A 14,226-nucleotide genomic window follows, 5' to 3' on the forward strand; every position below is an offset into this window, starting at 1 on the left:
ACATGACGAGCTCTGAACTCAAAGAAGTTCAACGGGTTTCCGGTGGTGAGGAAGAGCACGGCCACCTCGAGGAATTCCGCACCGACCCGATCGGCCTGATGCAACGCATCCGCGACGAGTGCGGTGACGTGGGCTGGTTCCAGCTGGCCGACAAGCAGGTGGTGCTGCTGAGCGGCGCGGAGGCCAACGAGTTCTTCTTCCGCTCCAGCGACAGCGAACTGAACCAGGCCGAGGCCTACCCGTTCATGACCCCGATCTTCGGCGAGGGTGTGGTGTTCGACGCCGACCCCGAGCGCCGCGCCGAGATGCTGCACAACACCGCGCTGCGCGGTGAGCAGATGAAGGGGCACGCCGCGACCATCGAGCACGAGGTGCGGCGGATGATCGAGAACTGGGGTGAGAGCGGGGAAATCGACCTGCTGGAGTTCTTCTCCGAGCTCACCATCTACACGTCGACGGCCTGCCTCATCGGGCCGAAGTTCCGCAATCAGCTCGATTCCCGGTTCGCCAACTTCTATCACCTGCTGGAGCGCGGCACCGATCCGCTCTGCTACGTCGACCCCTACCTGGACATCGAGAGTTTCCGGGTTCGCGACGAGGCCAGGGCCAACCTGGTGGAACTGGTCCAAGAGGTGATGAACGGGCGAATCGCCAACCCGCCCACCGACAAGAGCGATCGTGACCTGCTCGACGTTCTGGTGTCCATCAAGGACGAGGAGGGCAATCCGCGCTTCTCCGCCAACGAGGTCACCGGCATGTTCATCTCACTGATGTTCGCCGGCCACCACACCAGCTCGGGAACGTCGTCCTGGACGCTGATCGAACTGCTGCGCCACCCGGACTTCTACGCCAAGGTCCAGCAGGAGCTCGACGACCTGTACGCCGACGGCCAAGAGGTGAGTTTCCATGCGCTGCGGCAGATTCCCAACATCGACAATGCGCTCAAGGAAACCCTGCGCCTGCACCCGCCCCTGATCATCCTGATGCGGGTGGCCCAGGATGAGTTCGAAGTGGCCGGCTTCCCGATCCACAAGGGCCAGATGGTCGCGGCTTCCCCGGCCATCTCCAACCGGATCCCCGAGGACTTCCCCGACCCGGACGCCTTCGACCCGGACCGGTACGAGAAGCCGCGCCAGGAAGACCTGATCAACCGGTGGACCTGGATCCCCTTCGGGGCCGGCAAGCATCGCTGCGTCGGGGCCGCGTTCGCCCAGATGCAGATCAAGGCGATCTTCTCGGTCCTGTTGCGCGAGTACGAATTCGAGATGGCACAGCCGCCCGAGAGCTACCAGAACGACCATTCGAAGATGGTGGTCCAGCTGGCACGGCCGGCCAAGGTGCGATACCGCAAGCGAGTCGCCGGCGGGCAGGAGCGCAGCGACCGGGGAATCGAAGAGGTTTAGTCCCATGGGCTGCTACCGCGTTGAGGTCGACGAGGATCTGTGCCAGGGCCACGCCATGTGCGAGCTCGAAGCGCCGGACGTATTCCGGGTGCCCAAACGCGGCGTCGTCGAAATCCTCGATCACGAGCCACCCGACGAGCTCCGCGATGCCGTGGAGATGGCTGTCGAAATGTGTCCTACCCGCGCTCTATCCATCACAGAGAAGGAATGACAATGGCGTCGAGAAACGAACTGGAAGCCTGGTCGGATCGCTGGCTCAAGGCCAATCAGGAAGCCGAGAAGGCCGGTGACTGGAAGCCGCTGGCCGACTTCTACACCGAAGATGCCACCTACGGCTGGAACATCGGCCCCAAGGAAGACGTGATGTGCGTCGGCCGCGACGAAATCCGCGACGTGGCACTGGGTCTGGAGATGGAAGGCCTGGAGAACTGGGTCTACGAATACCAGCGGGTGCTGATCGACGAGAAGCAGAACGAGATCGTCGGCTTCTGGAAGCAGATCGCCAACAAGAGCGACGGCAGCCGCGACGAGATCTACGGCATCGGCGGTAGCTGGTTCCGGCTCAACGATCAACTGCTCATCGAGTGGCAGCGGGACTTCTTCGATTTCGGCCACGTTCAGAAGGCGTTCCTGAAGCTCATCGAGTCCGGCGACCTCACCCCCACCATGCAGAAGCGCATCGAGCGCAGCCTGGCCGGCGAGAAACTGCCGGGCTACTACCCGCTCGGCGAAGCTCCCGTGAAGATCTGGTAGCTCCCGGCCAAGCAGTTGCTTGGGGGTGGGTGTGACCCACGCAACTAATAGCTCTAGTCTGTGGTCAACGGCTCTAGTGGAAGGCACACGTGATGAAGACCAAAGGCGCTCTCATCTGGGAGTTCAACCAACCGTGGACCATCGAGGAGATCGAGATCGGTGACCCCGTCAAGGACGAGGTCAAGATCCAGATGGAAGCCTCCGGTATGTGCCATTCGGACCACCACCTGGTGACCGGCGACATCCCGATGGCAGGGTTCCCGGTGCTCGGCGGCCACGAAGGCGCAGGCATCGTCACCGAGGTCGGCCCGGGTGTCGACCACATTCAGCCCGGCGACCACGTCGTGCTGTCGTTCATCCCGTCCTGCGGTGAATGTCCGGCGTGCCAGGAGGGCCTGCGGAACCTGTGCGATCTGGGCGCGGGCCTGCTGGCCGGCACCGCCGTGTCCGACGGCACCCACCGTATCCACGCGGTCAAGAACGGCCAGCCCGTCATCCCGATGACCCTGCTGGGCACCTTCAGCCCGTACATGGTGGTGCACAAGAGCTCGGTCGTGAAGATCGATCCGTCCATCCCGTTCGAGGTGGCCTGCCTCGTGGGCTGCGGTGTCACCACCGGCTACGGCTCGGCCGTGCGCAGCGGTGACGTCCGCCCCGGCGACGACGTCGTCATCGTCGGGGTCGGCGGTGTCGGCACCGGCGCGCTGCAGGGCGCGCTGGCCGCAGGCGCGCGCAACGTCTTCGCGGTGGATCCCGTTGAGTTCAAACGGGACAACGCGCTGAAGTTCGGCGCCACCCACGCCTACCCCGACATCTTCTCCGCGATGGCCGGCGTCGCAGAGGTCACCCAGGGCCGGATGGCGCACAAGACGATCGTCACCGTCGGTGAGCTCAAGGGCGAGGACATCGACCACTACATGAACATCACCGCCAAGGGCGGCACCGTGGTGGCCACCGCCGTCGCCAACATGGCCAGCAACGACGTGAAGCTCAACCTGTCGATGCTGACGCTGCTGCAGAAGCGCCTGCAGGGCACCATCTTCGGCGGCGGCAACCCGCACCACGACATCCCGCAGCTGCTGAGCATGTACAAGGCGGGCCGGTTGAACCTCGACGACATGGTCACCCGGCAGTACAAGCTCGAGCAGATCAACGACGGCTACGCCGACATGCTGGAAGGTCGCAACATCCGCGGCGTCATCCGCTACACGGATGCCGATCGCTGACCACTCTGCGATTTGTGGAGCCGTAGCCGTCCTCAATACGGCTACGGCTCCACAACTTATTGGGTAGGAAGGGAATTACGTGACCGAAACACACACCGAGACACCCGTGGTCGTGGCCTCGCGGTCGTCCTGGAAGTGCGTGCAATCCGGTGATCGTGAGGGCTGGCTGGCGCTCATGGCCGACGACGTCCTGGTCGAGGACCCGATCGGGGAGGCCGTCACCAACCCCGACGGTACCGGCGTGCGCGGCAAGGAAGCCCTCGGTGCTTTCTACGACGCCAACATCGGGCCGAACGAGCTGACCGTCACGTGCGAGGAGACGTTCCCGTCCAGCTCGCCGAACGAGATCGCGTACATCCTGGTGCTGCGCACCAAGTTTCCGAACGGATTCACCGCCACCGTGCGCGGCGTCTTCACCTACAAGGTGAACGACGAAGGTCTGATCACCAACCTGCGCGGCTACTGGAACCTGGAGGCCATGCAGTTCGCCGAGGCAGATGCCGATTAGCGGCCCGCTCGCCGGCCGCGGCGCGATCGTTGTCGGCGGCACCCGCGGCATCGGGCTGGCAGTTGCCGAACTGCTCGCCGCCCAGGGCGCGGGTGTGGTGGTCAACGGTCGCGACGCCGATGCGGCAGCCGCTGCGGCACAGCGGGTTTCCGGTGTCGCGCATGCCGGGTCACCTGCCGACCCCAAGGTGGCCGACGCGCTCGTCGACACCTGTGTCGCCGAGTTCGGCCGGGTCGACATCCTGGTCAACTGTGCCGGGACCGCCGAACCGGCGGGATCGTCCATCCTCAATGTGACCAGTGCCGAATTTCACGAGCTGCTCGACGCGCACCTGGGCACAGTGTTCGAAACCTGCCGCGCGGCGGCGCCGAAGATGGTGGCCCAAGGCGGCGGCGCCATCGTCAACACCAGCTCCTTCGCCTTTCTCGGCGATTACGGAGGCAGCGGCTACCCCGCGGGCAAAGGCGCGGTCAACGGGCTGACCCTGGCGATCGCCGCCGAGCTCAAAGAACACGGGGTGCGGGCCAACGTGGTGTGCCCGGGTGCCCGCACCCGGCTGTCCACCGGGTCCGACTACGAGCAGCACATCGCCGAGCTCAACCGCCGCGGCCTGCTCGACGACGTCAGCATGCAGGGCGCGCTGGACGCCGCTCCACCGGAATACGTCGCCCCGACGTACGCCTACCTGGTCAGCGACGAGGCCAAGGGCGTGACCGGCCGCATCTTCATCGCCGCGGGCGGGTTCATCGGCGAATTCGCGCGACCCTCAACCGGTTTCATCGGATACCGCGACCATCACAGCACGCCGCCGTGGACGGTCGGGGAATTGCACGCGGCCATCTCCGGGGCCTGACCGGGTTCGGGAGGCTTCACGCTCGCGCTTGGCGGCTTCGCGGCCTCACTATGCTTGCGACATGGCGTCCGTCTTCACGAAGATCATCAACGGAGAATTGCCCGGGCGATTCGTCTATGAGGACGATGACATCGTCGCGTTCCTCACCATCGCGCCGATGACGCAGGGCCACACCCTCGTGGTGCCCCGGGCCGAGATCGACAACTGGCAGGACGTCGAACCCGCCGTCTTCGGCCGGGTGATGGAGGTGTCACAGCTGATCGGCAAGGCTGTGTGCCGGGCCTTCGGTGCACAGCGGGCCGGCGTGATCATCGCCGGCCTTGAGGTGCCGCACCTGCACGTGCACGTGTTCCCGGCCTACAACCTGACCGACTTCGGCTTCGCGCACGTCGACAACAATCCGTCGGCCGAGTCCCTCGACGAGGCACAGACCAAGATCAAGGCCGCGCTGGCAGATCTGCAATCCTAGGCAAGCTGACGGTGAACCGGCAGCCCTGACCGGGCGCGGTGGTGACCGTGACCGTGCCGCCGTGAGCCAGCACCAACGAATGCACGATCGACAGGCCCAACCCGGTGCCGCCACTGGCCCGGGTGCGTGAGCTGTCGGCGCGGTAGAACCGCTCGAACACCCGCCGCGCATCGTCCTGGCTCATGCCCGGACCTTCGTCGCACACCTCGATGATGGCGTGGTCGTCGTCGGTGCCGACCCGCACCGTGATCCCGGCGGTGTCCGGGGTGTGCTGCACCGCGTTGGCCACCAGGTTGCTCAGCACCTGACGCAGGCGGGCTTCGTCGCCGAGCACCTCGGGGGTGCCGGGACCGTCGAACACCTCCATGCGTACCCGGCGGCCCGGTGCGATCGACTGCGTATCGTGCACGGCGTCGGTCGCCAGGGTCAGCAGGTCGACGCGATGCTGATCCAGCGGCCGCTGCGCATCCAGACGGGCCAGCAGCAGCAGATCCTCGACCAGCAGGCCCATCCGCCGGGACTCACTCTCGATGCGCCCCATCAGCATCTCGACGTCGCGGGCAGCGCCCTGGCGGTAGAGCTCGGCGAATCCGCGGATCGTGGTGAGCGGGGTACGCAGTTCATGGCTGGCGTCGGTGATGAAGCGGCGCATCCGTTCCTCGGACGTACGCGCCTGCTCGGCCGAGGCCTCCGAGGAGGCCACCGCCCGCTGGATCTGTGCGAGCATGCCGTTCAGCGCGGACGACAACCGGCCCACCTCGGTACGCGGATCCCGTTCGGGGACACGGCGATCCAACTGGCCGGCCGCGATCGCCGCGGCCGTACGTTCCACTTCGACGAGCGGACGCAGGCTGCGGTGTACGACGGCGTAGCCGACGATACCGAGCACCAGCAGCACGACCGTGCCGATGCCGACCTGCGACCAGATCAACGCCCGCACCGACGACTGGACGTCGGACAGGTCGATCGCGACCGTGGTGCGCTCACCGTTCGGGCCCCGGACCGTCATGGCCCGCCACTGCACATCGGAGGCCCCGACAGACTCGACGGTCACGGGGACCGGGCCGACATCGTTGTCGTCAGGCAACTCCGGTTCGGCCTCGCGGTCGTTGATCGCGATCCAGGTTCGGCCGTCCTGATCGACGCCGCGGACGTAAAAGTTCGATGGCGGACGCGCCGGATTCGGACCTACCAGCGGCGTCGAGGGCAGTTGGCGCGGCTCCTGTGCCCAGCTGCCCGCGGCATCGAGCAGCGTCTGATCGATGCGGTTGACCTCGGTGTGCCGCATGATCGAAGTGACCGCGACGCCGGAGGCCAGCAGACCGCATGCCACCAAGACCAGTGCGACGGCCACCAGGCCGACGCGCAACGGCACCCCGCGCCGTTCTACCCGGTCCAACACCGGTAAAAGTATGCCGCTGACTGGCCGGCCGTCAGCGCGGCTCACGCAAAACGTAACCGACCCCGCGCAGGGTGTGCAGCAGGCGCTTGTCTCCGGTGTCGATCTTGCGGCGCAGGTAGGACACGTACGACTCGACGACGTTGACGTCGCCACCGAAGTCGTAGCGCCACACGTGGTCGAGAATCTTCGGCTTGGACAGCACCGTGCCCGCGTTGATGATGAAGTACCGCAGCAGGGTGAACTCCGTAGGCGAGAGCGAGACGGGCTCGCCCGCCTTCCACACCTCGTGCGTGTCCTCGTCGAGTTCGATGTCGGCGAACGACAGCTTGGCGCTGCGCGGTTCCTCCACTCCCCGGCCGGACCGGCGCAAGATCACCCGCAGCCGGGCCACCACCTCTTCGAGGCTGAACGGCTTGGTCACGTAGTCATCTCCGCCGAGGGTGAGCCCGGCGATCTTGTCCTGCAGGCTGTCGCGCGCGGTGAGGAACAAGGCCGGCGCGTCGATGCCGTCCGCGCGCAGCCGGCGCAGCAACCCGAAACCGTCCATGCCGGGCATCATCACGTCGAGAATCACCGCATCGGGGCGGACTTCCCTGGCCTTGTCGAGGGCCGCAGCACCGTTGGACGCGGTGTGCACCTCGAAACCCTGGAACTTCAAGCTGACGGACAGCAGCTCGACGATGTTGGCCTCGTCGTCGACGACGAGGATTCGGGCTTCGGGGACGCTCTCAGGAACTGCAGGCATGGCCATTCTCTGATGTTGATCGTGCCTCTTGAACTCAACCTGCATGCACGCTGTGCACTTCCTGTGAGTTTAGCTGTGACGCGGGTAACTACACTGACGCCCATGAACCTCGGCAAGACGCTGGTCCAGGTTGCTACCGCGCCCGTGCGCATCGGGTTGGCCGTGGCCGACGCCGGACTCGGCATCGCCAACGAGACGCTCAACGCCGTGCAACGCGGAATCACCGATGCGAACCCGCTCACCAGCAGGTCATCGATGGCCTCGCTGTTCGGGATCGATGATGCGGTCGAGCGCGCGAACCGGCTCGCGCGGTTGTTGGACGACGACGCCCCGCTGGGTCGGGCACTGGCGCCCGACGGCCCGATCAACCGTTTGCTGCGACCAGGCGGGCTGGTCGATCAGCTAACGGCTGAGGGCGGCATGCTGGACCGGCTGACCGCGGACAACGGCGCGGTGGCCCGGGCGGTGGCCCCCGGTGGGCTGGTGGACCAGGTCACCATGGAGGGCGGGCTGCTGGACCGGCTCACCACCGATGACGGCGCGCTCTCACGGGTGGTCGCGCCAGGCGGGCTGGCCGATCAGCTGCTGGCAAACGACGGCCTCATCGAGCGGGTGCTGCGTGAGGACGGCGTGGCCGACCGGCTGCTCGCCGAGGGCGGCCTGCTGGATACCCTGACCGACCCCGATGGCCCGCTGCTCAAACTCGCCGACGTGGCCGACACGCTGAACCGGCTGGCGCCCGGACTGGAGGCGCTGGCCCCCACCATCGATGCACTGCACGATGCGGTCATCACACTGAGCCAGGTGGTCAACCCGCTCAGCAGCATCGCCGACCGCATCCCGCTGCCCCGTCGCTCGTCCCGGCGGGGCTCCCCGCGGCCGGTCAGTTCCCAGCGAGTTATCGACGCCGACGAGTGACCCGTTAAGCTAGGGCGCGTTCCACCCGCCTCCTTAGCTCAGTGGTAGAGCAACATACTTGTAATATGTAGGTCATCGGTTCAATCCCGATAGGGGGCTCCACACGCATCGATTGTTGTCGGTGCATGTTAGTAACTTCCTCACATGAGGCTCTGTCGCAACTGTGGTTCACCACTGACGAAGCGCAGTCAGAAGGTCTACTGCGGTAATGCATGTCAGGCGGCAGCCCGACGCGACGCAAGCACCAAACGCTGGCTCGAATCCGGCGAAGCATGGGTGGACAGCCGCCAGAATCACTACATCCGGGAATACATCGCCGTTGCCCAGTCCGGCTGTTGCGCCATCTGCAGCGCGACCAGTGTGTGGCAGGACCTTCCGCTCACGTTCGTCATGGACCACATCGACGGGAACCCGACGAACAATCGCCGGGAGAACCTGAGGTTGGTCTGTCCGAACTGCGACTCTCAACTGCCGACGTACAAGAGCCGCAACCGAGGCAATGGCCGCTACTTCCGCCGACAGCGCTATGCCAACGGCCAGTCGTTCTAGATGATCACGTCTCGTCGGCGATGTTCTCGTGGCTCTCGTGCAGCGCTGGACCGTCGGGATCCTCACCCCGACGGTCGAATTCGTCCTGCAGTTCCGCTTGCCCCTCGGTGACTTTGCGCGCGTCTTTCGGTATCGGCCGGCCGCCGTCGCTTTGATCCATAGTCAATGGAGTCACCCACATGGGCGAAGCTCAAACGCCTACACCCGGGTGGTGAGCTTCTTCAGGGTCTGGTATTCGCTTTGCTTGTATGGCCGCCCGTCGGGCTGCAGCAGGTCGCTGAACCACACGTTCGGCACCTTGGTGTAGGGCTTGTCCCAGGAGTCCCAAGGGAAATAGGTCTGGGTCTTGCCGGCCACCAGCCCCCAGCTGTAGGCGCCGACGTTGTGCCGCTTGGCAACCGGCAGCACGCCTTCGAGCGTGCTGCCCTGGTCGCGCGCCAGGTATTCGGTGCACAGGATCGGCCGGCCCAACGGTGCGAGCTCGGCGATGCGGGCTTCGAATTCGGCAGGCCCGGCGTAGGAGTGAAAGGAGATGACGTCGGAGTTGTCGAGTTGGAAATTGTCCATCTCGCTTCGGTTTCCACGATCCCAGCTGCCCTGCCACACGCCACTGGTCAACGGTTGCGCGGCATTGACGGAGCGTGCCCACGCGAACACCTGCGGCAGCAGGCCTCCGACCGCGTCGATCTTGTCCTTGCGTTCGACCTTGCGGTACTGCTTGGCAGGGTTGTCCGGTTCGTTCCACAGGTCCCAGCCCAGCACCCGATCGTCGTTGCGGAACTGGCTCATCACCCCGACCACATAGTCGCGCAGCACCGGGCGGTAACGCGGATCGTCGATGCGTTGCGCACCCGGGCTCTGCACCCAGCCGGAGTTGTGCACGCCGGGCGTCGGCGCTCGTTGCGCCCCGAGCTGCGGGTTCGGATCCCAGCACGAATCGAAGAAGACAAACAGCGGCTTGATTCCTTGACGCGCTGCGATCCCGACGAAATTGGCCAGCCTGCTTTGGAATCCGGCACGGTCCTGCGCCCACAACAGGTCATGCAGGAAGACCCGGACCGTGTTGAATCCGAGCAGTCGACACGCCTGCAATTCGCTGTTGATGCGGCGCGCATCGTAGGTACCTGCAGAGAACATCTCGATCTGGTTGATCGCGTTCGAGGTGATGAAGTTGGTGCCGACGAGCCAGCCCTGCGCCTGATACCACGCATTGGCGCGCTCTACCGGCCATTGGCCTGGCGCCGCGGTCGCGCGTGGGATTACCGGAAGAGGGGCCAGTGCTTGAGGGAGGGCCGCTGCTGCTGCCAGTACCAGCGGGATCTTGAGGGCCGTTCGACGGTGCACTCAGCGAACATAGTGGCGTCCGGCAAAACTCCTGGGCTCACGTATCACATTGCAACCATTGAGGTTTCATATCGTTATCTACGTGGCCGGTCAGAGCCGGCCCACGGTGAAATCAGCGGCCTGGCCCGGCATCCCGTTGAAGACGTACGCGGTGTGGGCGAAGTTGGGTACACCGGCCGGTGTCCCGTCACAGATGGTGTCACCGGGCTCGCACAACTCGATGGTCTTGTCTTTGTACCGCGGGCCGATCACCATCTGCGGGGCGCCGATGTCGCGCATGAACTCGTCGGACGGCGCACCGAGCAGTACCACCGATGCCACGTGGTCGGCGACCTCGGCCGGCATGGGCTCGGGGATATATTGCTTGTATTCCGGCGGGATGCCATCCGGCACGGTGGCCGCGGTGGTGTAGCCGGCTACCGCGGCGCCCTGGGAGTAGCCGCCCAGGACCACCTTCGTCTTCGGGCAGTCCCTTGCGGTCGCCTTGATGTGGTCGGATGCGTCACGGATGCCGTCGACCACTGTTCTGGCGAACTCGATCCGGTCACCGAAGTTCCCACTGGCCTGGTAGTTCACGGGGTACACCTCGACCGAACGCTCCCCGGCGCGGGCGCGCAGCGCATCGACGAAGGACTGTCCCGGTCCGCCGACACCCGGCGGTTCATAGGTGCCTCGGGCGAAGACCACCTCGACGTCTGGGCACGGGGGTTGCGCCGACGCGGTGGGCATCGGTGCGATTGGAAGGGCGCAGGCGGCAATCAGCATTGCACCCTGGAACAATTTGAAGACGTTCATTTCGACTCCACGCCTACCGGATCGTGACGAACGTTACGGTTCCCCATGCTGGCACATTCCAAACTCGGACGACAGGCTCAAGTACCCAGGGGAAACTCAGCCCAGCGGGACGTCCAGGTAGGGGCGCGGATCGGCCGCACCCGGCCCGTCGAAATGCCACCACTCCCCTGAATACACGGTCAACCCACCGGCGCCCATCGCCTCACGCAGCCGGGCCCGGTTGGCTCGGGCGGCAGGGGTGATCCCGTCGGTCGCATAAGCCCGGCTGCGTTCGGTGAAGTCGTCGAAACCGGTGCCCATGTCGGCCCCGGCGATCGTCACGTCCACCGATCGTCCGGCCTCGTGGCTGCGGGCGTACGGTCCCGGCCGCGCCACCCAGTTGGGATTCGACACCGCTTCGAACATCCGCACCTGAACCTCATGCGGCCGATAACAGTCCCAGAAAACGAGCTTGTCCGGCCGCAGCACGGCCGCTGCGGTGGCCAACCCGGCGGCCAGGGATTCGTGCACCAGGCAGGGTGCCCCGGCCGGATAGAGCCGCCGGCCGACGAAATTGTCGGGAGTCGCGTACCGCAGGTCGACCACTGCATCCGGCACCGCGGTGCGCACGTCGACCAGTCCGGCTTCGGCAACGGGCCTGGCGAACGTCGGCGGCGCCGAGGCCACCGCAGCGACGATGGCGATAGTCGTCAGTACCGTGCCGGTCAGTAACCGCAATCCTGCGGAAATGACACTCTCTTCTTCAGGCATATTGCTTTCCGATGTACGATAACCACACTCTTGATTCGGCGTCGGAGCCTCCGGCGGCCGCTAGGTTATGCGCATAAGTACTGCGCATACGTGAACCGACGGATTGGAGCGATCCTATGGCGTCAGCCGTACCGGAGACCGTCGCAACCCGCTATGCCGGCCGACGGGTCGAACGGGTCGAGGACACCCGACTGCTCACCGGACGCGGCACCTATGTCGACGACGTCACGCGGCCCGGCATGCTGCATGCCTGCTTCGTCCGCAGCCCGTACGCGCATGCCAAATTCACCCGCGTCGACGCAGCCGCCGCCCTGGCGCTGCCCGGGGTGCATTGCGTGCTCACCGCCGCCGACCTCAACCCGGAGGTCAAAGAGGCCTGGCATGCCGTCGCGGGCAAGGACGTCCCCGACACCCCGCGCCCGCCCCTGGCCGAGGGCGAGGTGAAATTCGTGGGAGATCCCGTGGCGCTGGTCATCGCCGAGAGCCGCTACCTCGCCGAGGATGCCGTCGACCTGGTCGACGTCGACTACGAACCACTTCCGGCGATCGCCGACTTCCGGCAGGCATTGACCTCGGAAGTGTCCGTCCACGAAGCCTTTCCGGACAACAACGCCGGCGGGATGGCCGGCATGCCTCCCGACGAGGAGGTCTTCAGTTCAGCCGCGCACGTGGTGAACGAGCACATCTACCAGCAGATGCACGTGCCGGTGCCGATCGAGTGCCGGGGCATGGTCACCGAATGGTCGGCGACCTCAGGTGAGCTGACCATCTGGGCCTCCACCCAGACTCCGCACGAACTGCGCGCTTTCGCGGCCCGCCTGCTCGGCATCCCGGCCCAGCATGTGCGAGTCATCATGCGCGACACCGGCGGCGGATTCGGCCAGAAGGTGGTCCCGATGCGCGAGGACATGTGCATCATGCTGGCCGCCCGCAAAGTTTCCAGTGCGACGTCGCACGCGCGATCAGGCACAGCGCTCAAGTGGATCGAGGACCGCCGGGAAAACCTGATGTCGGCCGGGCAGTCCCGTCACGTCGACGGCGACGTGCGCATGGCCTTCGACGAGCACGGCACCATACTGGCCGCCGACATCGACTTCATCCAAGACGTCGGCTCCTACCCCACCCCCTATCCCGTGCTGACCACCGCGGCCATCGGCATGTTCTTCCCCGGCCCGTACCGGGTGCCGAAGGCCAGCTTCAACTACAAGACCGTGTTCTCCAACACCGCCGGCCTGCACGCCTACCGCGGTCCATGGCAGTACGAAACCCTCACCCGCGAAATACTTCTCGACATCGCAGCCCGCAAGATGGGCGTTGACCCCGTCGAGCTGCGGCGCAAGAACCTGCTCCGCCGCGACGAGATGCCGTACTTCAACCCCAACGGCATGCCGTATGACCACGTCGCCCCGATCGAGACGTTCGAGCAGGCCGTCAAGATCCTCGACCACGAAGGCTTCCGCAAGGAGCAGGCCGAGGCGCTGGCCCAGGGCCGTTACCTCGGACTCGGCTTTTCGGCCTACATCGAACCCACCGGTGCAGCCACCGGCCACCTGGCCAGCGAGGGCTGCACGATCCGGATGGAACCGACCGGCAAGATCAACGTCTACGTCAACGGCGGTTCCACCGGAAACAGCTTGGAAACCACCGTTATCCAGCTCACCGCCGACGCCCTGGGTGCCGACATCGACGATGTCGCAACCATTCAGGGCGATACCGCGGTGACGCCGTACGGCGCAGGAACCCAGGGCAGCCGCAGCGCCCCGATGACCGCGGGTGCGGTCAACGAGGCCGGAACCATCCTGCGCAAACAGCTCGTCGCCATGGCCGCGGCCCGGCTCGAGGTCGAGGAGTCCGAGATCGAACTCGGCGGGTCCAAGGCGACGACGCGCCACGATCCCGAAAAGAGCGTCAGCTTCGCCGATCTGGCCTACCGCGCCCACTACGAGCCGCAGATGCTTCCGCCCGGCACCTCAGCCTCCCTGGAAGCCACCGCCCGGTACACCGCACCGCCCACCGCCCCGATCCACTGGGCCAACGCCACCCACGCCTGCACGTGCGAGGTCGACGTGATCACCGGGCACGTCACCCTCACGCGCTACATCGTCAGCGAGGATGTTGGTCCGATGATCAACCCCAACGTGGTCGAAGGCCAGATCGCCGGCGGCACCGTGCAGGGCATCGGCGGCGCGCTGCTGGAGAAGCTGTCCTATGACGACGCCGGAAACCCGTTGTCCTCAACATTTGTCGACTACCTGCTGCCCACCACCACCGAAGTCCCGACGATCGAGTACGGCCATGTCGAGATCCCGGGACCCGGCGTCGGTGGCTACAAGGGTGCGGGTGAGGGTGGGGCCATCGGCTCGACGCCCGCGGTGATCAACGCCGTCAACGATGCACTGGCCCCGCTCGGCGTCACCCTGACCACCCTGCCAGCCACTCCGGCAGCCATCGTCGAAGCCATCGAGTTGGCGCAGGAACACCACTCGTAGAAACCTCTAGGAAGGGACCACC

At 65.7% G+C, this 14,226-nt stretch carries 16 protein-coding genes and 1 tRNA gene; 11 read left to right on the forward strand and 6 right to left on the reverse strand.

Going from position 1 to position 14,226, the window contains the following annotated elements; translation table 11 throughout:
• Positions 1-2: 2 nt before the first annotated feature.
• The 7 genes from E0T84_RS10465 (at position 3) to E0T84_RS10495 (ending at position 5,212) form a co-directional block, all read left to right on the forward strand.
• Complete coding sequence (locus E0T84_RS10465) at positions 3-1,403, forward strand: cytochrome P450 (RefSeq protein ID WP_070185269.1); 1,401 nt, start codon at positions 3-5, stop codon at positions 1,401-1,403.
• 4 nt (positions 1,404-1,407) lie between these two features.
• Positions 1,408-1,614 (forward strand): ferredoxin, encoded by a 207-nt coding sequence (locus E0T84_RS10470; RefSeq protein WP_065457680.1) that lies wholly within the window; start codon positions 1,408-1,410, stop codon positions 1,612-1,614.
• Between the two features lie 2 nt (positions 1,615-1,616).
• The gene (locus tag E0T84_RS10475; protein WP_064848664.1) at positions 1,617-2,156 is read left to right on the forward strand and encodes a nuclear transport factor 2 family protein; all 540 of its coding nucleotides are present in this window, start codon (positions 1,617-1,619) and stop codon (positions 2,154-2,156) included.
• A gap of 92 nt (positions 2,157-2,248) precedes the next feature.
• A complete protein-coding gene (locus E0T84_RS10480; RefSeq protein ID WP_003879847.1) occupies positions 2,249-3,382 on the forward strand; it encodes an NDMA-dependent alcohol dehydrogenase in 1,134 nt (377 codons plus the stop codon).
• A 79-nt stretch (positions 3,383-3,461) separates the two neighbouring features.
• Positions 3,462-3,890, forward strand: a complete 429-nt coding sequence (locus tag E0T84_RS10485; RefSeq protein ID WP_036447481.1) for a nuclear transport factor 2 family protein — start codon at positions 3,462-3,464, stop codon at positions 3,888-3,890.
• Entirely contained in the window at positions 3,880-4,743 is an 864-nt protein-coding gene (locus E0T84_RS10490) for an SDR family NAD(P)-dependent oxidoreductase (protein ID WP_234998177.1), read from the forward strand. The genes E0T84_RS10485 and E0T84_RS10490 overlap by 11 nt, the downstream gene beginning before the upstream one ends.
• A gap of 61 nt (positions 4,744-4,804) precedes the next feature.
• Positions 4,805-5,212 carry an HIT family protein gene (locus tag E0T84_RS10495; RefSeq protein WP_070185270.1) on the forward strand — a complete coding sequence of 136 codons (408 nt, stop codon included), beginning with the start codon at positions 4,805-4,807 and terminating at the stop codon, positions 5,210-5,212.
• Here the strand turns inward: E0T84_RS10495 and E0T84_RS10500 are convergent.
• Positions 5,181-6,614, reverse strand: a complete 1,434-nt coding sequence (locus tag E0T84_RS10500; RefSeq protein ID WP_083283953.1) for a cell wall metabolism sensor histidine kinase WalK — start codon at positions 6,612-6,614, stop codon at positions 5,181-5,183. The two genes, E0T84_RS10495 and E0T84_RS10500, sit on opposite strands and share 32 nt — an antisense overlap.
• Before the next feature lie 31 nt (positions 6,615-6,645).
• Entirely contained in the window at positions 6,646-7,365 is a 720-nt protein-coding gene (locus E0T84_RS10505; protein ID WP_003879841.1) for a response regulator transcription factor, read from the reverse strand.
• A 96-nt stretch (positions 7,366-7,461) separates the two neighbouring features.
• Here E0T84_RS10505 and E0T84_RS10510 point away from each other — a divergent pair, with 96 nt between their 5' ends.
• From E0T84_RS10510 to E0T84_RS10520, 3 genes are all read left to right on the forward strand, one after another.
• On the forward strand, positions 7,462-8,277 hold the full coding sequence (locus tag E0T84_RS10510) for a hypothetical protein (protein WP_070185271.1): 816 nt from the start codon (positions 7,462-7,464) through the stop codon (positions 8,275-8,277).
• A 27-nt stretch (positions 8,278-8,304) separates the two neighbouring features.
• Positions 8,305-8,379: transfer RNA gene (locus E0T84_RS10515), tRNA-Thr, on the forward strand.
• Between the two features lie 42 nt (positions 8,380-8,421).
• Positions 8,422-8,826 (forward strand): HNH endonuclease, encoded by a 405-nt coding sequence (locus E0T84_RS10520; RefSeq protein ID WP_070185272.1) that lies wholly within the window; start codon positions 8,422-8,424, stop codon positions 8,824-8,826.
• Between the two features lie 4 nt (positions 8,827-8,830).
• On the opposite strand, the gene E0T84_RS31810 is transcribed toward E0T84_RS10520, so the two are convergent.
• The 4 genes from E0T84_RS31810 to E0T84_RS10535 form a co-directional block, all read right to left on the reverse strand.
• Entirely contained in the window at positions 8,831-8,992 is a 162-nt protein-coding gene (locus E0T84_RS31810) for a hypothetical protein (protein WP_159437510.1), read from the reverse strand.
• 32 nt (positions 8,993-9,024) lie between these two features.
• On the reverse strand, positions 9,025-10,170 hold the full coding sequence (locus E0T84_RS10525) for a cellulase family glycosylhydrolase (protein WP_070185273.1): 1,146 nt from the start codon (positions 10,168-10,170) through the stop codon (positions 9,025-9,027).
• Positions 10,171-10,260: 90 nt separating this feature from the next.
• Positions 10,261-10,965 (reverse strand): cutinase family protein, encoded by a 705-nt coding sequence (locus E0T84_RS10530; protein WP_138744414.1) that lies wholly within the window; start codon positions 10,963-10,965, stop codon positions 10,261-10,263.
• 96 nt (positions 10,966-11,061) lie between these two features.
• Entirely contained in the window at positions 11,062-11,715 is a 654-nt protein-coding gene (locus tag E0T84_RS10535) for a M15 family metallopeptidase (RefSeq protein WP_138744415.1), read from the reverse strand.
• Between the two features lie 116 nt (positions 11,716-11,831).
• Here E0T84_RS10535 and E0T84_RS10540 point away from each other — a divergent pair, with 116 nt between their 5' ends.
• Positions 11,832-14,204, forward strand: coding sequence for a xanthine dehydrogenase family protein molybdopterin-binding subunit (locus tag E0T84_RS10540; protein ID WP_138744416.1), 2,373 nt, complete (start codon positions 11,832-11,834; stop codon positions 14,202-14,204).
• Positions 14,205-14,226: the final 22 nt, after the last annotated feature.

Origin of the sequence: Mycobacterium sp. DBP42, from assembly GCF_005924235.1 — a bacterium.
GTDB classification, from domain to species: Bacteria; Actinomycetota; Actinomycetes; order Mycobacteriales; family Mycobacteriaceae; genus Mycobacterium; species Mycobacterium syngnathidarum.

Bases quoted from the DNA above. Each gene is read 5' to 3' on its own strand.
- E0T84_RS10465 (WP_070185269.1), top strand. From the start codon at position 3: ATGACGAGCTCTGAACTCAAAGAAGTTCAACGGGTTTCCGGTGGTGAG.
- E0T84_RS10530 (WP_138744414.1), bottom strand. From the start codon at position 10,965: ATGAACGTCTTCAAATTGTTCCAGGGTGCAATGCTGATTGCCGCCTGC.
- E0T84_RS10475 (WP_064848664.1), top strand. From the start codon at position 1,617: ATGGCGTCGAGAAACGAACTGGAAGCCTGGTCGGATCGCTGGCTCAAG.
- E0T84_RS10505 (WP_003879841.1), bottom strand. From the start codon at position 7,365: ATGGCCATGCCTGCAGTTCCTGAGAGCGTCCCCGAAGCCCGAATCCTC.
- E0T84_RS10480 (WP_003879847.1), top strand. From the start codon at position 2,249: ATGAAGACCAAAGGCGCTCTCATCTGGGAGTTCAACCAACCGTGGACC.
- E0T84_RS10535 (WP_138744415.1), bottom strand. From the start codon at position 11,715: ATGCCTGAAGAAGAGAGTGTCATTTCCGCAGGATTGCGGTTACTGACC.
- E0T84_RS10470 (WP_065457680.1), top strand. From the start codon at position 1,408: ATGGGCTGCTACCGCGTTGAGGTCGACGAGGATCTGTGCCAGGGCCAC.
- E0T84_RS10490 (WP_234998177.1), top strand. From the start codon at position 3,880: ATGCCGATTAGCGGCCCGCTCGCCGGCCGCGGCGCGATCGTTGTCGGC.
- E0T84_RS10540 (WP_138744416.1), top strand. From the start codon at position 11,832: ATGGCGTCAGCCGTACCGGAGACCGTCGCAACCCGCTATGCCGGCCGA.
- E0T84_RS10520 (WP_070185272.1), top strand. From the start codon at position 8,422: ATGAGGCTCTGTCGCAACTGTGGTTCACCACTGACGAAGCGCAGTCAG.
- E0T84_RS10495 (WP_070185270.1), top strand. From the start codon at position 4,805: ATGGCGTCCGTCTTCACGAAGATCATCAACGGAGAATTGCCCGGGCGA.
- E0T84_RS10510 (WP_070185271.1), top strand. From the start codon at position 7,462: ATGAACCTCGGCAAGACGCTGGTCCAGGTTGCTACCGCGCCCGTGCGC.